Below are 20,699 nucleotides of genomic sequence, written 5' to 3'. Positions count from 1 at the left end.
CTGTGAATGTCCACACAGATTTCTTGTTTAGATTGTTAAAGAACGTTGCTAACATGAACATCTTTCGATTTTTCATTCAGCGGCCGTTGACGCTAGGTCGTTGGCTTGGGGTGCGTATTCTACGCTTTCCCGGGTTGGCGTCAAGTGTTTTTTCAAACTTTCTTTTCGCCTTGAACTCTGTGTTTTGAAGCACTTAATTCAACCTGACTCAGTAACCGCTTGCGCTGTCTGCCGTGTCAGTGGATGCGCATTATAGGCACCACACGGTTTTGCGCAAGGCCTTTTTTAAGGTTATTTGTTATTTCCGGCTTGTTTGCGGATAATTTAGCCTGACCAGCTAGTTTTTAAGCATTATACTGTCACAAACCATGAATATATAAGGATTGTTATGTCGACTAATATAAGAACTTACCAAGGAATACACCCTGATTTAGCTGATAACGTCTATGTTGACGAGTCTGCAGTGCTGGTTGGTGACATTAAATTAGACCATGACGCGAGTGTTTGGCCATTAGTTGCTGCGCGCGGTGACGTAAATAAGATACGCATAGGTAAACGCAGTAATGTGCAGGACGGCAGCATATTACATGTAAGCCGTAAGTCTGCGGCAAATCCTGATGGGCATCCATTGATTATTGGTGATGATGTCACTATTGGTCACAAAGCAATGTTACATGGCTGCAAGATTGGTCATCGTGTACTTATCGGTATGGGTGCAATTTTACTTGATGGTGCAATAGTAGAAGATGATGTGATTGTGGGAGCGGGTTCATTAGTTCCTCCCAATAAGGTTTTGCAGAGTGGTTATTTATATGTTGGCAGCCCATGCAAACAAGTGAGGCCATTAACTGAAGCCGAACGTGCATTTTTGCCACAGTCTGCTGATAACTATGTTCGTTTAAAAAATGAATACTTAGTAGACCTACAACAATAAGCCTGTTCGTTTAATGTAATGGATCGATTTTTCTTGGTCCATTGCATGTCCCCACTAAAATACCTTACTCCACACATTTTTTTATACTATCTGTTGATAAACTAATGTGGTCTTATATGATAGTAACTCATTAAGTTATGCTGTACTGCGTGTTTGATTGTTGCAACTAAAAATCTAAGAGTCACTATATTGAGCTTTATTGCTAGATAGAGTGACTACATACAGTTTTGAATGCTAACCAGTATCGCCGAATATTTAACAAGGATGGTTAAGTGAAAACCCAAAAACGCGTTTCCACCAAATATATCGGCTATCTTGATATTAAGCAGCACTTACTACTCTTGGTCATCCCTTTATTACTTATCAGTATTATTTCATTTACAGCATTTGATACAAGTAGTGCTTATCAATTCCTATCTCTTATTGGTTGTGGTTACACTACCTGTTATGCCATCACATATTTTGTCCATAGACAAAATATGTTACGCCTTTGGCAACATTTGGAACATGTAATCCACATTAACGATACGACTTATGAGTTAGTCAATTTATCCAGTCAATACGATTCAGAACAAGCTTTTTTGGATGCGCTACTACTAAAAGCAATAAGTGTTATAGATGATGCTGAAATGGGCAGTATCATATTGGTAGATAATCAGACTAATCAGTTACATTTTGAATCTGTTATTGGACTCAATATTGATGCCTTGCAAAATATTAACTTTACCCTAAAAGACACTTTTCTATATCGATTGACTCAAGGACGTTGCCATAAAACCGTTGTCATTAGTAACATCAATGCTAAAAACCCCAAGCAATATGATCAATTTGTGCTACCAAATGCTTCAATCAAACCAATTTGTTCCACCTTGTCTAGCCCCATCCGTATTGACGGAGAGCTTTACGGGATGATGAATTTAGACAGTAGCAAGATGGAAGCCTTTGGTGATTACGATATAAATCTGGTGAATATTCTTACATCAGAAGCCGCGAACGCAATTTCACTGTACCAAAAGTCTAAAAAAATTGAGCTCCTGGCTGATTATGATGGATTAACAGGACTGTATAATCGCAAAAAATTTGATGCAACAATTCTACAATGGCAACACCACCCAGAGTTAGCAAGCTATATCATTATTTTGGATATGGATAACTTAAAGCCATTAAATGATCAGTACGGACATCAAGCCGGGGACGATGCATTAAAGGCTTTTGCGCAATCACTAAAATCAATGTGGCATCCACATTTTTTAGTCGCTCGATATGGCGGTGATGAATTTATTGCACTATGCCGTGGCCCCATCGATGTCTTAGAGCAGCAAATAACACAACTGCAGCATGACCTAACGCTGTTAAACCCCGCGATTCATTTTAGCTATGGACTTGCCCAGTATAATCAAGATTGGTCTAACGCGTTTAAACAGGCAGATAATAATATGTATAGCCAAAAGCGACTGAAGAAACAACTGAATCAGCCTTAAGCTAGAATAATATTACCACTGTCACTAAAAGCTTCTTGTTCAATCAATGCTTCTGCTTGGTCTTCAAGGTCAAAACGACATTGCTCAAATAAACACACGGCATTACTTCCACTCACAATTTGCTTGTCGCAAAGCTCACTGATGGCCGAAAAACTGGCATAACAGTTGATATTAACCCCTTGCTGCTGAGCAACAAACTTCACTTGATTGGTTTCGAGGTAGACTTGATCGGTAAATATCACGCTTTGATTCATTAGTCAGCTGCCTTTTGTGCTAATGATTCACGCAGTTTTAGCATAACCGAACCAGTATCAGGAGTAACCCCACGCCACAAACTAAAGCTTTTTGCCGCTTGACCAACCAACATACCTAGCCCATCAGCAGTTTTACGAGCGTGTTGTTCTTGAGCCCATTGGTTAAAGACTGTGGTTTGTTGGCTGTAGGTCATGTCGTAACAATCTGTTGTTTCATCGACTATAACGTTAGGCAAGGAAATTAATTGTCCAGATAGACCTGCTGAAGTTGAGTTAATCACTAAATCAAATGGCGATATTAGCTCTTCAATGGGTTTAGCAAAAAAGTTACCATACTCATTGAATAAAGCTTGAAGTTGCTCTGCTTTTTCGTGGGTCCGATTACAGATAATCAACTGAGCCACATTGTGTTGTAATATCGGTAAAATGCAGCCTCTTGCCGCGCCACCAGCTCCCACCAATAACACTCGCTTACCTTTCAGCGAACCGAACAGCATTTCTAGGTCATTCACCAAACCAACACCATCGGTATTGTCACCGCCAATTTTACCATCAGGCAAATTAAACAGGGTGTTTACCGAGCCTGCGAGTTTAGCCATCTCACTGAGCTCGTCACACATGGCAAATGCTTGCTCTTTAAAAGGAGCAGTAACATTAGCGCCTTTACCACCATCGGCAAAGAATGCCGTTAACGAAGAGTCAAATTGATCGACCGGCGCGAGAATAGCTTCATAGCTCAAGTCTTGCTGAGTTTGCTTGGCAAACTCAGTATGTATAAATGGTGACTTACTTTGGGCTATTGGGTTACCAAATACAGCATACTTATCTGTCATTCGCTTTGTCTCTTCATTAACGATTTAGGGAAACGCCCCACGTAAATCGTGAGATGCTATCGGCTATAGGCTTCAGGCATTGCCGTTTTTTGTAAATAGCGATCACGGAGCTTGTCTTGACGACTGTCTGTGCTTTGCTCCTCTCCCGCAATCCACATCTTTTGCACTTTACTACTGAACTCGAAAGGATCGCCGCTCCATAATACTAAATCGGCAGGCTTGCCGACCGCAATCCGTCCAGAGTCTAAATGAAAAATATCAGCCACATTTGCCGTCACAGAAGCCAGAGCATCATCATAATTCATCCCGTTAGCAACCGCATTACCAGCACTAAAGCGTAGTGCGTAAATACCATGACTATCACCAGGTAATGCAATTGCTACTTTGACACCCTCGTTTGCTAGTTTACCTGCATTTTCGAGTGAATTATGCAATGCATCAAAACTTTCTGGTAAGTTACGCATGCTATCAATAACCACAGGGATGTTTGCTTGCGCTAGCTTATCAGCCACTAATACAGCATCAGCAGCATTGACTAGGATAAGATCTATGCCTAAGTCTTGTTTAAGTTTAATTAAATGCAAAATATCGCTGGCACGGTCGACGTCGATAATTAATGGTTTTTCACCCGCGAGTACCGCGTGAATAATCTCATCTTCACGACTTGGCACTTCGCTATCATCTTCAGCTGTTTTTTTCGTTTTACTCTTTTTGGCTTGCGCTTTTTTAGCATCCTCAAGTTTATGGATCAATTGCTGCATTCCTGCAGCACGCGAGCCTTCTTCTTTGGCACCTAACGCAACCACTAATCCGGTGTTAGCGGCCAGTATACTGTCCCAACCACCACTTAAATCTACAGTAAATGTTTGTCCTGCAAAAATGCCTTCACCACCGCCAGATGACACTACATTACGAGTTATTCCGCCTTTGCGAGCAAATGGCACTGTAGATGCCTTGGGGTTGTAAGCTAAACTAGGATCGAAAACAACATCGGCTTCTTTTTCGTAAGCATCACGTGAAGATGCTACCGCACCAATTTCCACTAAGCCTAAATCATTCATACTCGCGATAAAGCCTGGAGTTAATATTGCCCCTTTAGCATCTATCACGGTATCAGCAGTCGGTGATGCCGGATTAATGGCTACAATAGTGCCGTCTTCAATCACAACTGTGGCATCGGTTAATACGCCTTGTTCTGTGGCGGTATGCACTGTGGCATGGATAATTGCTACGCTTTCAGCTTGAACTACACCGCAACTTAACGCAAAGCTGATAGATAAACTCAAGGCAAGTACTGATTTATTAAATAATGTCATTGTCTTGCTCCTTATTGTTGACCTAACATAAAGTCACTTTGTGCCTGGTAGGCAGGGTCTTGGCGGTCATACACTTTAGCACCATCAATAAATACCTGTTCAGCTTGAGCGTATACGCTAAACGGATTGGTATTCCATACAACCACATCTGCATTTTTACCCTTTTCGAGTGAACCGGTCTTATCGCTAATACCCAATGATTTTGCGGCGTTAGCAGTAATCCAGCCAATCACGTGCTCAGCTTTTAAGTCAAAGCCGTTAGCATTCGCGTTGTTCATGATTTTTGCCGTTTCTTGATTAAGGCGCTGAATGGTTACGCCAGAGTCTGAATGCACGACAGCACAAGAGTTTTTAACGGCATCGACCATGGCAACATTTTCAAGCACCATGTCATAAGCTTCTAATTTAAAGCCCCACCAATCTGGCCACATAGCAGCACAGTTACCATTCTCAGCAAGTAAATCGGCAATTTTATAAGCTTCTACCGCATGATGGAATGTACCTGCGTGATAACCGAACTCCTTACCTAGGTCGATCATCATTGCCATTTCTTCAGCTTTGTAACAATGGTTGTGAATTAAAATATCACCTTCAAGCACACCTTTTAGCGTGTCTTTCATTAAGTCGCGCTCTGGTGCTACAGGGTTCTTACCTGCGGCATAGTCAGCATCATATTTATCCCAAGCACGTTTGTATTCTGTTGCTTGAATAAACGCTGTACGGTAGCCCGCCATATTACCCATACGAGTCATAGGTAATTCGTTACGGCTGCCATATAAAGATTTAGGATTTTCACCACAGGCCATTTTTAATCCATAAGGCGCGGCTGGGAACTTCATCGCTTGCATGGTCGTAGCGGGAACATTTTTGAGTGTCACCCCACGACCACCAATCAGGTTGGCTGAACCAGGTAAAATTTGTAGCGTAGTGATGCCACCTTCTCGGGCACGATTAAACCCAGGGTCTTGTGGCCATACACTATGCTCTGCCCATACCTCAGCGGTTACTGGGTTGGTCATTTCATTACCGTCATTGTGTGACTCGGCATTGGGACTTGGATAAACACCTAAGTGTGAATGCACATCAATAATACCAGGGGTAATCCACTTGCCTTTAGCGTCGATAACTACAGCATCTTCAGCGGAAAGCTGTTGACCAACTGCGCTAATTTTACCGTCTTTAATTAATACATCGGCATCATCAATACGTTCACCAGTGCCGGTTAACACAATGGCATTTTTTAACAGTGTGGTTGAATTAGGCAGTATTTGATAAGTACTTGGATACGGATTGGCATTGATTGTGATTTTAGGGTCTTGTTGTTCTGCTGGACTACAACCTGCAATTGCAGTTGATAGCGCCACAGCAACCAAAGAAGGCATTAATTTTGCCATTGGGATCTCCTGTCTTATTTTGCGACTAATCTAACCAAGTTAACTGCCGAAATACAGCCTAATCGTTAAATAATTGGTATCAAAACGTTAACAAAAAAATGATCCTGCCATGACATTGATTTAGATATAATAACCCCGACACTCTTAAACACTGACTTAAACACTGACAATATGAACTGGTTACGTAAATTATTCGCTAAGCCGCAAACCGCTGATGACAGAGATACAGCGCAGTCAAATGCCTACGACCTTATTGGTGGCGACAAGGTTATCCGCACAATTGCCCATGACTTTTATCAACAAATGCAAACACGTCCCGAAACCCAAGCGTTATTAGCGATGCATCGCTCGCCAATGCAAGAGTCTGAACAAAAACTGTATGAGTTCTTAAGTGGTTGGTTAGGTGGTCCGCAACTGTATCAACAAAAACATGGTCATCCGGCTTTACGTGCCAGACACATGCACTTCGCGATTGATGAATCAATGCGAGATCAATGGTTAATCTGTATGCGTGCAGCCATTCAAAACAACATAAAAAAGCCTGAACATCAGCAAGTGATTATTCAGGCTATTTCTGCGCTAGCAGATAATATGCGTAATCGTTAGACTGCAGCTAACCAGTCTTGTGGCTTTAGGTAGATGTCATACAGCTCTGCTTCTGCAGTCCCTTCTTCTGGGGTGAATGCATATTCCCAGCGAACCAATGGTGGCATCGACATTAAAATGGATTCCGTTCGGCCACCAGTTTGCAGGCCAAATAAAGTGCCACGATCATAGACCAAGTTAAACTCAACATAGCGACCACGGCGATAAAGCTGGAACTGGCGTTCGTCATCGCCATATTCTAACTCTTTGTTGCGTTCGACTATCGGCGCATAAGCTTCAATAAAACCGTTGCCTACCGCTTGCATAAACTCAAAGCTTCGCTCAAAACCAGGTTCGTTAAGATCATCAAAAAACAATCCACCGACACCACGGGTTTCATTACGATGCGGTAAGAAGAAGTACTCATCACACCATTTTTTATACTTTGGATAAACATCTTCACCAAATGGATCGCAAATATCTTTAGCCGTTTGATGCCAGCTAACCACATCTTCTTTAAATGGATAGTAAGGCGTTAAATCAAATCCACCACCAAACCACCATACTGGGTCGGCACCTTCTTTACGGGCAATAAAAAAACGCACGTTAGCATGAGTCGTTGGAATAAACGGATTATTAGGGTGAATAACCAATGACACCCCCATAGCTTCAAAACTTCGGCCAGCTAATTCTGGACGATGTGCCGTGGCCGATGCGGGCATAGCGGCGCCCATCACATGAGAAAAGTTAACGCCGGCTTGCTCAAATACTTGGCCTTGAGTTAATACTCGACTCGTACCACCGCCACCTTCTTCACGTTCCCACGAATCTGCTTTAAACGTCGCTTTACCATCGAGCAGCTCTAAACGCTGACAAATATTTTGCTGTAATCCCAACAAAAACGATTTTACTTGTTGTGCGTCTGGCACATGGGAAGAGGTGTTTGACATAGTATTAGCTTCCATTACGAAGAATTTGACCACTGCGAGCATCGATAATGGTTGATGGCTGACGTTGTTCGCCCAGCTTACCTAAAATCAATGCATCAATTTTATCGCTAAAATCAGTGATGATATGTTGTGCATCGACTACCGGTTGCTCACCGGCTAAATTGGCACTTGTCGATACTAAGGGTTTATTGAGGGTGTCGCATAACTCTCGAACTACTGGGTGAGCAGATACCCGTACGGCAATTGAATCAAACTCGCCGCATAATAATTTTGATACGTGTGACTGAATAGGCATAACAAATGTAAATGGCCCAGGCCACTTTGATTGAGCAAACTGCAGTTGTTGCTCAGTTAACTGAGTGATATCAAGATAAGGTAATAGTTGCTCAAATGAACTGGCCACCAAAATTAAGCCTTTTTGCCAAGGACGCTGTTTTACTGCCAACAGTTTCTCGATAGCACTGTCATTATCAGGATCGCATCCTAAACCAAATACAGCTTCTGTTGGGTAAGCTATCACGCCACCTTGTTGTATGGTGGTGGCGACAGCCGATGGCTGCAGTTGTAACATTGGATTTCCTTTCATGGTATAGAAACTATAAAGCACGCTTATATTTACAGGATTTTTGCGGACACTCGACTCGGCTACCAGCCGCACCTTTACGTTCGACTAAAATTCCGAAGCCACAGTCTGGGCACGCTTCATTATGGGGAGGATAGTTTACGATAAACTTACATTTTGGGTAGGCACTGCATGCAAAAAAAGTTTTACCATACCGGCTCGTTCGAGATTCTAGATGGCCTTTTTTGCACAATGGGCAAGTTATCTGCTCAGCTTCATTGGCGTGGTCATGCTTTTCAATATGGGTACATTCAGGATAATGCGTACAACCGATAAAAATACCAAATCGACCAGACTTAACAGCCAACTCATTACCACATTTAGGGCACTCAGAACCGCTAATAATTTGGGTTTCGATCGACTCGTGTTGCACTAGCGGACGGGTATAGTCGCAGGTTGGATAGTTATTACAGCCAACAAAACTGCCATGTTTACTGTGTTTAACCGACAACTCAGCGCCACAAACAGGACAAAGTTCAAACTCTTTCTCCAATGCATGTTCGTGGACAGTAAATAGCTGCTGATCAATTTTCGACATGGGTTTCTCTATGAGTAATATTCTATAGACCTAAAAAAGGAGGCTAAGCCTCCTTTCTGTTATGAGTGTAAGCGCCCTTCTGGCTGCTCGAAGATTAAATCTTCCATTTGCTCATAGGCTGACTCATTTCCTGGCACATTAAATAGTACCATTAATACCACCCATTTGAGATCTTCTAACTCTAATGTTGGTTCATCTAACTCCATAACACGGTCAATAACCATTTCACGAGTTTCGACACTGAGCACTTGAATCTGTTCTAAAAACAGTAAAAAACCACGACACTCAACATCTAATTCGGCCATTTCCGCTTTAGTATAAATACGGAATGAATGTTGTGCATGATTACACAAGTACGGTTTATCACTCTCTTGTAGATCAGCTAAGTGCTCTAACCAAGAAAGTGCTTTGATAATATCAACTTGATGAAAACCCGCACGGGTTAACTCTTTAGTGAGTTCATCTTCATCAACTAATAACTCAATCTCACTATGAACATAATTTTCAAATAAATACATGAGGATATCGAACATGGCTAACTCCTCTTTAGTCTGACGTAACCACCGGGCACAGCTGCAACCCACCCTTGTAACTCAAGTTCAAGCATTTGTATTAACACCAGATCTATCGGTTTCCCACTATCCTCAACCACCGAGTCTATCGCGGTTGTTTCATATCCTACACTAGCTAACAGCGGAGGAAATGGCAAATCACTAATATCATTATCCTGTATATGGTGCCGTAGATGCAATTGTTCAAGGTGATAATCTGATAAACAGCCTAATTCTTCTATTATATCGGCAGCAGACTCGACAAGTTTTGCACCATTTTTAATTAAATCATGACAACCTTGGCTATATCCTCCTAATACCGATCCAGGTACAGCAAACACTTCACGATTTTGCTCCATTGCCAACCGAGCACTTATTAATGAACCACTTTTACGGCTTGCCTCAACCACCACAGTACCTAAGCTTAAACCACTGACAATACGGTTACGCCGAGGAAAGTTACCAGCAAAAGGCCCTATACTTGGCCAGTATTCACTGATGACGCAACCAGTATTGATAATGTCATGATACAAGTGTTGATGACGCTTAGGATAAATACACTCTACCCCACAACCCAACACGGCCATGGTCGTTCCATTAACCGCCAAAGTCGCTTTATGGGCTGCACCATCAATACCCGTCGCCATGCCACTAGTGATCGAAAAACCTTGATTAGCTAAATGACCAGCGAGATCTGTTGCCATATCTAAGCCGCCTCGAGAGGCATTACGGCTACCAACAATCGCAATACTCGGTAATAAAAGGGATTCTATCGAGCCTTTAATAAATAATACCTGCGGTGGATCTGATATTTGCGCAAGTAATGGAGGGTAAAGTGGGTCAGAGAGGGTCACAATGTAGTGATTAGGCTGCGAATCGAGCCAGGTTAGGGCTTGCTCTACTTTATTAAAGTCGATATGGCATTTAGCCAACAGGCTTGCCGATAAAGGCAAGGCCTGTGGTTCAAACTCTAGACGTTGACGAATCTCTTCAACGTCCATTTGAGTTAACAATTGTTGAATCCGAGCAGGTCCTAGCCCAGATACTGCACAAACAACTAGCCAGTCGACCAGTTTATCTGAAATTATTCACCTTTAATCGTCAATGGATTTGGTTTGGTCAATTTATCACCCACTCGAACAGGATGGTCATTAAACATAATCAACCCTAAACTGGTTTTATCAAACACTTTAAAAACCATCAAATTACCATGGAAAATATCGGGCATTTTATACACGGTATCTTCTGAAAAATTCGCCAACACTTTATCGTAAGATGAACGGTCAAGAGGGCGAACAGGATTACCATCATTATCGATAATAATGTTTTCGCCATCACGGTACATTGAAAAAACATGTCCAGTCTCAACGCCATCATTGGCACCACGATCTATATAGACAACGTCTAATTTACCTGCTTCGCGAATATTACCTGTTGTACCAATAATAGATGTAGCAACGCTTAAATCTGCCGCTTTAGGAATAAAATAAGCCGACATTAACGCTTCATCTTCTACAGGTGCAACATGAAAGCCACCTTTGGTTTCACGTAAACTACTCAGTAATTCAACTTTCGAGACATCGCCAGACTCAATAACACGTCCACTAGAGGTTAAAATAAGTTCTAGGCCTAATAATTCACCGCTATCTGGAGCAAAAAACTCACGTCCAGTTTGATAAATTGCCACTTTAAGACCTTGCTCAAGCTTTGAGTTCACATAGACAACGTCATTGACCACATGATGAATTGATGAGCTTTCACCACTCATAACTATCGGTAATCCCGCCAACCAAGTTGGATCAACAACTCTGTTCTGCACTAGATAGGGCTTAATCAACGCAAGGTCAACAGGTGGGATAGGACCATCTTTCGATATCATCCGCCCTTCTGGACTCTTTTTAATGTGCTGCTTAACAACCAAACGGGGCTGACCATCAATAAAGACTAATGTCAGTCGATCCCCTGGATAAATTAAATGTGGGTTAGCAATTTGTGGGTTTTCCCCCCACAATTTAGGCCAACGCCATGGGTCATTTAAAAAATAACCAGAAATATCCCATAGAGTATCGCCTTTTTTAACGATATACGTATCTGGATGTCCAGCTTTTAAGGTTAATGTATCAGCATTGACCCAATAAGAATTTAGACATAAAAAAACAAGTAAAAGTAAGCGTTTCATGGTGCAGTCCATGTTGTTTAGCTCTTTATTAGAGCTTTTTGCTGTTATTGATAGGCTGTAAGGATTAAAATTACCCTAATCGCAAAGGCCAGTATAGCTAACTGGCTGAAATTTGACAGACTTGCTAAGAGTTTATATATGCCATTACTTAATGTTTTACGCTTTCCAGATGAACGTTTACGCACTATCGCTCAACCTGTAACGGATTTCGGTCCACAATTACAGACACAAATAGATAACATGCTCGAAACCATGTACCTAGAGAAAGGTATCGGTTTAGCTGCTACTCAAGTGGATTTTCATCAACAATTGATTGTGATGGATCTACAAGATGAGGTTGAACGGCCAACTATTTTTATTAATCCTCAAATAGTGGCTAGCAGTGGTGACTTGGCTAATGAAGAAGGTTGCCTATCGGTACCCGGTATTTACGCCAAAGTTGACCGTGCAGAATTTGTCACCTTAAAAGCGCTAGATCGTCACGGTAAAGAGTTTACCGTTGAAGCTGATGAATTGTTTGCTATTTGTATTCAACACGAAATGGATCACCTTAAAGGTAAGCTATTTGTCGATTATTTATCGCCTCTAAAACGTCAACGCATTAAAACTAAGCTTGAAAAAGAAGCTCGTTTAGATGCTAGAGAAGCATAGGAAAAAATTTGAAACCGTTAAAAATTATCTTTGCCGGTACTCCGGATTTCGCAGCTCGACACTTACAAGCACTCATCGACTCTGAACACGATGTGATTGCCACTTATACTCAACCAGATAGGCCTGCTGGTCGAGGTAAGAAACTCACCGCAAGCCCAGTAAAAGCGTTGGCTTTAGAGCATGCTATTCCGGTATTTCAGCCTGCATCATTACGTAATGAAGAGGCACAAGCGGCATTAGCAGCTCTTAATGCAGATATTATGATTGTTGTGGCTTACGGGTTGATTTTGCCAAAGGTAGTGCTTGATACCCCACGTTTAGGTTGTATCAATGTGCACGGTTCAATTTTACCTCGCTGGCGTGGAGCCGCTCCAATACAGCGGGCTTTATGGGCAGGTGATACCGAAACCGGTGTCACCATTATGCAGATGGATATTGGCCTAGATACTGGCGACATGCTGCTCAAAACGCACTTACCGATAGAGGCTACGGATACCTCGGCTAGCCTTTATGAAAAGCTGGCAGAACAAGGGCCAAAAGCCCTAGTACAAGCGCTGATTGGTTTAAGTGATGGAAGCCTCAAAGCACAAAAGCAAGATGAAACTCTGGCTAACTACGCTGAAAAATTATCCAAAGAAGAAGCTCGTCTTGATTGGAATAAAAGCGCAAAACAGTTGTGGCAAGACATTCGCGCCTTCAATCCATGGCCAGTAAGTTATTTTGAACACCAACAAAGCGTGATTAAAGTGTGGCAAGCAGATTACAGTCCAGAATTCTGCTCGCAAGCGCCAGGAACCATTATTGCAGCGACTAAGCAAGGTATTGAAATTGCTACCGCAGACGGCAAGTTAATGATTAAAACCATGCAACTGCCCAACAAAAAGCCGCTTGATGTGGCCGACATTCTTAATGCTCGTGGTGATTGGTTTACCGCAGGTGTGTGTTTAAACCAAGAGGCTAACTAGCATGAATGTTCGCGCACTGGCAGCTAAAGCGATTTATGAAGTCCTTGAAAAAGGCATTTCGTTATCGGTGGCTCTACCCGATCAACAGCAACACTTACAAAATGGCAAAGACAAAGCCCTATTAGCTGAATTATGTTACGGCGTTATGCGTCAATTACCACAACTAGACAAGTGCGTGAGTGACTGCTTAGCAAAACCGTTTAAAGGTAAACAGCGTATATTGCATCAATTGTTGATCGTAGGTTGTTACCAACTCTACTTTACTCGTATTCCAGCGCATGCGGCGATCTCAGAAACGGCAGAAGCTTGCAGACAATTACGTTTTGATGGTTTGGTGAAAGTGGTCAATGGCGTATTGCGTAATATTCAGCGTCAAGATAGCGAATTAAATACTGACTCAGACACGCTACGCTTTAATACTCCAGCTTGGTTTATTAAGCGTTTACAACAAGCGTATCCAGATAACTGGCAAGACATTATTGAGCAGAGCCACCAGCGTCCGCCAATGTGGCTACGCAATAATCAGCAATCGCAAACTCGTGATGCTTATTTAGCGGCACTAGCTCAACACGATATTCCAGCCCAAGCCGGTTCAAGCCAAGATGCTATATTGCTCGAAAGCGCAAAAGATGTCGCAGCATTACCCAACTTTATGGAAGGCGCTGCATCGGTGCAAGATGGCGCGGCGCAATGGGCTGCTACCTTACTTGCTCCTGCAGCAGATGAACTCGTTTTAGACGCTTGCGCCGCTCCTGGCGGAAAAAGTTGCCATTTACTCGAGCTTGCTCCCACTATCAACTTAGTCGCTGTCGACTTTGATCAAAAACGCCTTGCTCGAGTACAACAAAATCTGGACAGGTTGCATTTAAAAGCGCAACTTATTCACGGCGATGCGGCAGATATTCCATCATGGTGGCAAGGGCAACAATTTGATCGAATCTTGCTTGATGCGCCTTGTTCTGCAACTGGGGTCATTCGCCGTCATCCAGACATAAAATGGTTACGCAAAAATAGCGATATTGAAGAGTTAGCCAACTTACAAAAACAAATATTGGATCATTGTTGGCAATGGCTTAAACCGGGTGGCACCTTATTATATGCAACCTGCTCTATTTTACCGCAGGAAAACAGCCAACAAGTTGAACAGTTTCTAGCACGGACACCCGATGCGAGTTTAGTACCGATAGAGCAACAAGCTCATATCAGTGATATCGGTTGGCAAATTTTGCCTGGGCAAGACAACATGGACGGCTTCTATTACGCGCGCCTAGTTAAAGCAATTTAAGGATGTACCTCAAGCCATGAAAATTATTATTTTAGGGGCTGGGCAAGTAGGCGGCACGTTAGCTGAAAACTTAGTCGGTGAAAATAACGACATCACACTCGTCGACAGTGATCGCGCTCGGCTAAGGCTATTACAAGACAAGTTTGACCTACGAGTTGTTGTCGGTCATGGCGCTCATCCGAGTGTATTAAAAGAAGCGGGTGCAGAAGATGCTGACATGCTCATTGCGGTAACCAATAGCGATGAATGTAACATGGCAGCTTGTCAAATTGCTTACAGCTTATTTGGTACACCAACAAAAATTGCTCGTATTCGCTCAGAAGCTTATTTAGAACTGCAAGATAAACTGTTTATCAATAGTGAAATTAAAAGCGGTGACGCTAAGCCTCGCGGCGGTTTTATTATTGATGAGCTGATTGCACCAGAGCAGTTAGTGACCGCTTACATACAAAGATTAGTAGAATACCCAGGTGCACTCCAAGTACTTGAATTTGCTAAAGGTAAACTAAGCCTCGTTGCGGTTAAAGCTTATTATGGCGGCCCATTAGTGGGTAACGCATTAGCCACATTACGTGAGCACATGCCCAATATTGATACCCGCGTTGCCGCTATTTTTAGGCAAGGCCGGCCTATCATGCCGCGCGGCACGACCATTATTGAAGCCGATGATGAGGTGTTTTTCGTTGCCGATAGTCGTCATATTCGTGCAGTAATGAGTGAGATGCAAAAACTGGATAATTCGTACCGCAATATCATGATTGCGGGTGGCGGTAATATTGGTTTTGGTCTTGCGCAAAAGTTGCAACGTACTCATTCGGTTAAGTTAATTGAACACCGTCAAGAGCGCGCGGAGTTACTTTCAGAAAAACTGGAAAAAACCACTGTGTTTTGTGGCGATGCTTCAGACCAAGAATTATTGTTGGAAGAAAACATCGATCAAACCGATGTGTTTATCGCTGTCACCAATGATGACGAAGCCAATATTATGTCTGCCCTGCTTGCCAAACGCATGGGGGCGAAAAAGGTCATGGTACTTATTCAGCGTGAAGCCTATGTTGATATTGTGCAAGAAGCTAACATTGATATTGCCATATCTCCGCAGCAAGCCACTATTTCGGCGTTACTGACTCATATTCGCCAAGGTGATATATGTAATGTTTACTCATTACGCCGTGGTGCAGCAGAAGCTATTGAAGCGATTGCCCATGGCGACTCAAGCACGTCAAAAGTTGTCGGTAAACAGATTGGCAACATTAAACTCCCGCCAGGCACGACTATTGGCGCAATTGTACGTAATGATGAAGTGTTAATGGGCCACGATAAAACGGTAATCGAACAGGGTGACCATGTTATTTTATTCTTAGTGAATAAGAAGTTCATCGGTGACGTAGAGAAACTGTTTCAACCAAGTGCTTTTTTCTTTTAATTTTCTATGTTTAACGTCAAACAAATCATTTTTATCCTCGGTATTTTTCTCTCAATACTGACAGGATTTATGTTAGTTCCAATGGCTTTTGCGCTATTTTATGGCGAAGAAACCATTGGTGACTTTATGATGTCCGGTTTATTTACCGGCTTTATTGCTATTTTGTGCATTCAAAATGGTCGCAACCATCATTTTAGTCTTAATATTCGCGATATGTTTATGCTGACCAGTATCACTTGGTTTGTCGTGAGCTTATTCGCCGCGCTGCCCTTCACTCTTTATCACGGTATTAATTATACCGACGCTTTTTTTGAAACCATGTCAGGCATAACCACCACCGGTTCAACGGTGTTATCCGGATTAGACAATATGGACCATAGCATTTTAGTCTGGCGTTCATTATTGCAATGGCTTGGCGGCATTGGTTTCATTGTGATGGCAGTAGCAATCCTGCCATTTTTGAACGTGGGGGGAATGCGCTTATTTAGAACTGAATCATCAGACTGGAGCGACAAAACGATTCCTCGCACCCAGCACATGGCCAAACATTTATTCCTGATTTATGTAGTATTAACACTACTGTGCACATTGTCCTATCACCTTGCGGGCATGCATTGGTTTGAAGCTATCAACCATGCCATGACCACATTATCAACGGGTGGATATTCCACTTCAGACAGTTCAATGGCGGCCTTTTCACACGAGGCACATTGGGTTGGTATTGTGTTTATGTTAGCGGGTGGACTACCGTTACTAATGTTTGTTCAAACCATACAACAACGCAGCTTACGCTTATGGAATGATCAACAAGTGATAGGCTTTTTACGCTTTGTGTTACTGGTGTCATTCTCATTAGCCTTTTGGCTGTGGCAACATCAGCAAATAGACTTTTTAGATGCATTAAGACTTGCTAGCTTCAATGTTATTTCTGTCATCACCACAACCGGTTACGGTCTAACAGATTATCAATCGTGGGGATCTGTCGCCAGTGTCGTATTTCTGTTTTTAATGTTTATTGGTAGCTGTTCTGGGTCAACGTCTGGTGGCATAAAAATATTTCGTTTTCAAATCGCATTCTCAATTATGCGTCAGCAGATTAAACAGCAATTCCATCCCAATGGCGTGTTTAAAGACAAATACAATGGCCACCGCATTCAAGATGACATTGTCCGTTCAATAATGGCTTTTTTTATGCTGATGATAGTGGTGATATTATTACTGTCGCTCACACTTGTACTAACCGGATTAGATCCAATGACCAGCTTTACCGGAGCAATAACCGCAGTGGCAAACGTAGGACCAGGCCTTGGTCCTATTATTGGTCCTGCAGGAAACTTTGCCCCACTTCCCGACGTCGCTAAGTGGGCTTTGGCAATAGGAATGTTATTAGGGCGTTTAGAAATACTGACAGTCGCAGTGTTGTTTCACCCTAAATTTTGGCGTTTTTAATACAGGCTGGGTCGATGGTTAACATAGCGCTGATTAACCTTAGCTTAACCATCTGTTGGGTATAATCACTACGCAGGCACGACAGTCGCTAGTTTGGCAATATGATCAGCATAAACCTTCACATCATTCCAATCGGTATAATCAATAATGGCTGTTGGGTCGGTGGGGCCATCGGTCATTTTCATGATAAGGCGGATCATCAAGCTGTCATACCAAGGCCAAGAAGGGTAATCGACTTTACCGGCAATAATTTTCACATCTTGCGGTTGCCACTCAGATAAAGTTAAAAACTTCTGTAGATATTTATTGTTTTCAGGAATGCGTTTTTCAGGATTACGAGCCACAACGTTGACGCAAAAAAAACTGTTTGGCAGTTGCGATAAATGCTGCTGATTTTCACGCACAAACTCAAACACCGATTTATGATACGAGCCATATAATACACAAGCCCCTAACGCAACAGCTTGGTATTTAGACCATTCAATTGGCGCTTTATCTTGAAGATTAACCACATCACAATGATCGCCTTTAGATTGAATTTGTTCTGCTATTGCACGGCTAATATGTGCAGTATGGCCACCTCGGGAATAATATAACACTAAAATATTGGCCATTTTGCGATTCTCATTGTTGGATTATTTGCCTCAGTTTGGCAAAAAAAGCCTTTTTAAACCTCTGCAATGATCACAAATTAGAAATAGCTCATATATTTAATAGTTAAAATTGAGATCTCCATGATGCGGAAGTATGATAATGAACAAAACACAGTAAAATCCAACCAGATCGTAATTTAAGGTTATATAAGGACACTCATGAAGCAAGATATCGATGTCGCAACCATGCTTAATAATGCAGAAACGGCAGCACAATGGCTAAAAGCCATTGCGAATCCTTACCGCTTAATGATTTTATGTTTATTGTTAGAACAAGAACTAAGTGTCACAGAGCTAAATGAGACGGTGCCTTTGAGCCAATCAGCTTTGTCACAGCATTTAGCGGTACTGCGCACCCAAGATTTAGTCAACACTCGTAAGAGCTCACAAGTGGTTTACTACACGCTTAAAAATGAGCAAGTCACCGAAGTGATCTCGATACTACATCGACGCTATTGTGCCTAAACAGCTATTATGGCTAAGCAACAACTGTGACTAAACAACATCGGATTTAAACATCATAGACGCTTAAGTCACACTGAGAATAAATGGCGTTTCCAATAAGGTATATTAGGCACGCTATTGGGTTTATGAGGCTATTTTTGCGCTGCTATTTGTTTAGCATAGTCATCTACTTTACCCCAATCAGTAAACTCAAACGTTCCCTGAGTATCTGTCGGTCCCTTAGTCATCCACATGATAAATCGGATCATGAACTTATCGAAAAATCGGTAACGAGGGTAATCAATCTTACCGGCAAAAACGCCTAATAACTGAGGTTTCCAGGCAGATAAATTTGAAAATTTCTGCATATATGGGTTGGTTTCAGGGGTGTTTTTTTCAGGCTTTCTTGCCACTACGTTTACGCTAAAAAAACTATTGAGCTTGGTGTCGAGCAGTGCTTGGTGTTGCTCAACAAACTTGAATAATTCTGGTCGATGTTTGCCATATCGAATACTGGCACCAATAACGACTTTATCAACACTCGCTAAATCATCAGCCTGAGCTTCAGCGAGATTAACCACACTAACTTGCTCACCCTGTTCAACTAATATTTGCTTAATTTTCTGACAAATTGCCAGTGTTTGCCCATCGACCGTTGAATATAAAATCACAGTATTTAACATTAATTCTTCCAAAATGTGGGGGTAAATAGCACCAATAAGGTGAACACTTCTAATCGGCCAAATAGCATTGCCATCACGAGTACCCACTTAGCACCGTCTGAAATACTGGCATAATTTGATGCCACATCGCCCAAACCTGGGCCTAAGTTATTTAAACTGGCAGCCGTTGCACTAAATGCGGTAATAGCGTCCATGTCCATTGCCATTAAAATCACCATACACACCACAAACACTAAAGCATAAGCAGAGAAGAATCCCCATACCGCATCAATAATTCTGTCGGGTAATGCCGTAGAGCCAATTCTAATGGAATACATAGCTTTAGGATGAACAAGTCGTTTCAGTTCACGCGACCCTTGTAGTACTAATAGTATTAAACGAATCACCTTCATGCCGCCGCCTGTCGAGCCAGCACAACCACCAATAAAGCTTGAGAATATTAATAAAATAGGTAAAAACAGCGGCCAAGAATGGAAGCTTTCAGTACCGAAACCTGCCGTTGTTGAAATCGAGACCACTTGAAAGAAGGCGTAATCGAGTGTTTTCTCTGGAGAGTCGTATATTCCAGATTGATACAAGGTAGCGAAACAAATTGCGGTCAATACTACCTGTACAGCGATAAGCACCTTAAATTCTGCGTCTTTTAAATAGACTTTGACGTTAATGCCACGACGAGTAAATGCGGCAAAGTGTAAGCTAAAATTGACTGCCGCAATCAACAAGAAAAATGCACAAATCACATTAATCAGCGGGCTTTGAAAGTAACCAATACTGGCATCATGAGTCGAAAAACCACCAATAGCAATAGTCGAAAACGAATGGCAAATAGCATCAAATGCATCCATACCGGCAAAGTAAAATGCCAATGCACAAGCAGTAGTAAGTAAAAAGTAAATGTACCATAAGGCTTTGGCCGTTTCGGCTATACGAGGAGTCACTTTAGTGTCTTTAACCGGACCAGGCACTTCAGCTTTGTATAGCTGCATACCACCAATACCAAGTAGAGGTAAAATGGCCACTGCGAGTACGATGATACCCATACCGCCCATCCACTGCAGTAAATGGCGATAAAACAATATTGACTTAGGCAAGTCATCTAGCCCGACTATCACGGTCGCACCTGTAGTCGTTAAGGCCGAAAACGATTCAAAAAAACTATCGGTCCAACTTAAATCAGGGTTATTAGAAAAAATAAATGGCAGTGCACCTATCGATCCAAGCACCGTCCAGAACAACACCACAATCAAAAAGCCTTCACGCGTTCGTAGATCACCTTTTTGATGACGGTTGGGATACCATAATAAAAAGCCTAGAAAAATACTGACAAAAAAGGCCTGAATAAATGCAGTACCACCACCATCTTTATACAAGATAGCCACCAATGCTGACGGCAGCATGGTGATTGAAAATAATCCCATCAACAAACCGGTGATTCTAATAATTGTTTTATATTGCATTAAGGGTTCTGTTTAAGTTGTGCTGCGTCGAATTTAACAATTGAGTGAC

Annotated in this window: 22 protein-coding genes; 9 read left to right on the top strand and 13 right to left on the bottom strand. The window is 42.2% G+C overall.

Annotated features, from left to right (window positions below):
- Positions 1 to 388: 388 nt before the first annotated feature.
- On the top strand, positions 389 to 934 hold the full coding sequence (locus H5125_RS13765) for a gamma carbonic anhydrase family protein (RefSeq protein ID WP_162021974.1): 546 nt from the start codon (positions 389 to 391) through the stop codon (positions 932 to 934).
- Between the two features lie 272 nt (positions 935 to 1,206).
- A complete protein-coding gene (locus H5125_RS13760; protein WP_182744512.1) occupies positions 1,207 to 2,415 on the top strand; it encodes a sensor domain-containing diguanylate cyclase in 1,209 nt (402 codons plus the stop codon).
- Here the strand turns inward: H5125_RS13760 and H5125_RS13755 are convergent.
- Genes H5125_RS13755 through H5125_RS13740 form a run of 4 tightly spaced genes read right to left on the bottom strand, consistent with a single transcriptional unit; the run spans position 2,412 to position 6,212 of the window.
- Positions 2,412 to 2,669: a DUF1488 domain-containing protein gene (locus H5125_RS13755; protein ID WP_162021972.1), complete on the bottom strand. Its 258-nt coding sequence runs from the start codon at positions 2,667 to 2,669 to the stop codon at positions 2,412 to 2,414. The two genes, H5125_RS13760 and H5125_RS13755, sit on opposite strands and share 4 nt — an antisense overlap.
- Positions 2,669 to 3,502: a shikimate dehydrogenase gene (aroE, locus tag H5125_RS13750; RefSeq protein WP_182744511.1), complete on the bottom strand. Its 834-nt coding sequence runs from the start codon at positions 3,500 to 3,502 to the stop codon at positions 2,669 to 2,671. The genes H5125_RS13755 and aroE overlap by 1 nt, the downstream gene beginning before the upstream one ends.
- A gap of 56 nt (positions 3,503 to 3,558) precedes the next feature.
- On the bottom strand, positions 3,559 to 4,818 hold the full coding sequence (locus H5125_RS13745; protein ID WP_182744510.1) for an amidohydrolase family protein: 1,260 nt from the start codon (positions 4,816 to 4,818) through the stop codon (positions 3,559 to 3,561).
- 11 nt (positions 4,819 to 4,829) lie between these two features.
- The gene (locus H5125_RS13740) at positions 4,830 to 6,212 is read right to left on the bottom strand and encodes an amidohydrolase (RefSeq protein WP_101087385.1); all 1,383 of its coding nucleotides are present in this window, start codon (positions 6,210 to 6,212) and stop codon (positions 4,830 to 4,832) included.
- 171 nt (positions 6,213 to 6,383) lie between these two features.
- Here H5125_RS13740 and H5125_RS13735 point away from each other — a divergent pair, with 171 nt between their 5' ends.
- On the top strand, positions 6,384 to 6,818 hold the full coding sequence (locus tag H5125_RS13735) for a group II truncated hemoglobin (protein WP_182744509.1): 435 nt from the start codon (positions 6,384 to 6,386) through the stop codon (positions 6,816 to 6,818).
- Here the strand turns inward: H5125_RS13735 and hemF are convergent.
- The 6 genes from hemF to H5125_RS13705 form a co-directional block, all read right to left on the bottom strand.
- Positions 6,815 to 7,747: an oxygen-dependent coproporphyrinogen oxidase gene (gene hemF, locus H5125_RS13730; protein WP_011635522.1), complete on the bottom strand. Its 933-nt coding sequence runs from the start codon at positions 7,745 to 7,747 to the stop codon at positions 6,815 to 6,817. The two genes, H5125_RS13735 and hemF, sit on opposite strands and share 4 nt — an antisense overlap.
- Positions 7,748 to 7,751: 4 nt before the next feature.
- Positions 7,752 to 8,318, bottom strand: coding sequence for an L-threonylcarbamoyladenylate synthase (locus tag H5125_RS13725; protein WP_059746088.1), 567 nt, complete (start codon positions 8,316 to 8,318; stop codon positions 7,752 to 7,754).
- Positions 8,319 to 8,343: 25 nt separating this feature from the next.
- Positions 8,344 to 8,907, bottom strand: a complete 564-nt coding sequence (locus H5125_RS13720; RefSeq protein WP_162021967.1) for a type I DNA topoisomerase — start codon at positions 8,905 to 8,907, stop codon at positions 8,344 to 8,346.
- Positions 8,908 to 8,966: 59 nt separating this feature from the next.
- The gene (locus tag H5125_RS13715; RefSeq protein ID WP_182744508.1) at positions 8,967 to 9,440 is read right to left on the bottom strand and encodes a DUF494 family protein; all 474 of its coding nucleotides are present in this window, start codon (positions 9,438 to 9,440) and stop codon (positions 8,967 to 8,969) included.
- Between the two features lie 2 nt (positions 9,441 to 9,442).
- Complete coding sequence (gene dprA, locus H5125_RS13710) at positions 9,443 to 10,459, bottom strand: DNA-processing protein DprA (protein ID WP_182744513.1); 1,017 nt, start codon at positions 10,457 to 10,459, stop codon at positions 9,443 to 9,445.
- A gap of 83 nt (positions 10,460 to 10,542) precedes the next feature.
- Entirely contained in the window at positions 10,543 to 11,637 is a 1,095-nt protein-coding gene (locus H5125_RS13705) for a LysM peptidoglycan-binding domain-containing protein (protein ID WP_409085822.1), read from the bottom strand.
- A gap of 138 nt (positions 11,638 to 11,775) precedes the next feature.
- Between H5125_RS13705 and def the strand changes: the two genes are divergently transcribed.
- Genes def through H5125_RS13680 form a run of 5 tightly spaced genes read left to right on the top strand, consistent with a single transcriptional unit; the run spans position 11,776 to position 17,413 of the window.
- Complete coding sequence (gene def, locus H5125_RS13700; RefSeq protein ID WP_101087380.1) at positions 11,776 to 12,288, top strand: peptide deformylase; 513 nt, start codon at positions 11,776 to 11,778, stop codon at positions 12,286 to 12,288.
- Positions 12,289 to 12,296: 8 nt separating this feature from the next.
- On the top strand, positions 12,297 to 13,253 hold the full coding sequence (gene fmt, locus H5125_RS13695; protein ID WP_182744507.1) for a methionyl-tRNA formyltransferase: 957 nt from the start codon (positions 12,297 to 12,299) through the stop codon (positions 13,251 to 13,253).
- A 1-nt stretch (position 13,254) separates the two neighbouring features.
- Complete coding sequence (rsmB, locus tag H5125_RS13690) at positions 13,255 to 14,538, top strand: 16S rRNA (cytosine(967)-C(5))-methyltransferase RsmB (RefSeq protein WP_182744506.1); 1,284 nt, start codon at positions 13,255 to 13,257, stop codon at positions 14,536 to 14,538.
- 16 nt (positions 14,539 to 14,554) lie between these two features.
- Positions 14,555 to 15,964: a Trk system potassium transporter TrkA gene (gene trkA / locus H5125_RS13685; RefSeq protein ID WP_011635513.1), complete on the top strand. Its 1,410-nt coding sequence runs from the start codon at positions 14,555 to 14,557 to the stop codon at positions 15,962 to 15,964.
- A 6-nt stretch (positions 15,965 to 15,970) separates the two neighbouring features.
- Positions 15,971 to 17,413, top strand: a complete 1,443-nt coding sequence (locus H5125_RS13680) for a TrkH family potassium uptake protein (RefSeq protein WP_162021964.1) — start codon at positions 15,971 to 15,973, stop codon at positions 17,411 to 17,413.
- A 68-nt stretch (positions 17,414 to 17,481) separates the two neighbouring features.
- On the opposite strand, the gene hemG (H5125_RS13675) is transcribed toward H5125_RS13680, so the two are convergent.
- Positions 17,482 to 18,027, bottom strand: coding sequence for a menaquinone-dependent protoporphyrinogen IX dehydrogenase (gene hemG / locus H5125_RS13675; RefSeq protein WP_101087375.1), 546 nt, complete (start codon positions 18,025 to 18,027; stop codon positions 17,482 to 17,484).
- Between the two features lie 198 nt (positions 18,028 to 18,225).
- Between hemG (H5125_RS13675) and H5125_RS13670 the strand changes: the two genes are divergently transcribed.
- Positions 18,226 to 18,531 (top strand): metalloregulator ArsR/SmtB family transcription factor, encoded by a 306-nt coding sequence (locus H5125_RS13670; RefSeq protein ID WP_011635510.1) that lies wholly within the window; start codon positions 18,226 to 18,228, stop codon positions 18,529 to 18,531.
- A gap of 131 nt (positions 18,532 to 18,662) precedes the next feature.
- Here H5125_RS13670 and hemG (H5125_RS13665) read toward each other — a convergent pair whose 3' ends face one another.
- Together hemG (H5125_RS13665) and H5125_RS13660 are read right to left on the bottom strand one after the other, a co-directional pair.
- Positions 18,663 to 19,193, bottom strand: coding sequence for a menaquinone-dependent protoporphyrinogen IX dehydrogenase (gene hemG / locus H5125_RS13665; protein ID WP_182744505.1), 531 nt, complete (start codon positions 19,191 to 19,193; stop codon positions 18,663 to 18,665).
- Positions 19,193 to 20,650: a TrkH family potassium uptake protein gene (locus H5125_RS13660; RefSeq protein ID WP_059746096.1), complete on the bottom strand. Its 1,458-nt coding sequence runs from the start codon at positions 20,648 to 20,650 to the stop codon at positions 19,193 to 19,195. The genes hemG (H5125_RS13665) and H5125_RS13660 overlap by 1 nt, the downstream gene beginning before the upstream one ends.
- Between the last annotated feature and the right edge of the window lie 49 nt (positions 20,651 to 20,699).

The organism is Shewanella sp. SR44-4 (assembly GCF_014163715.1).
Lineage (GTDB): Bacteria > Pseudomonadota > Gammaproteobacteria > Enterobacterales > Shewanellaceae > Shewanella.
The sequence above is the reverse complement of the archived record's forward strand: the minus strand, read 5'-3'. Positions and strand labels throughout refer to the sequence as shown.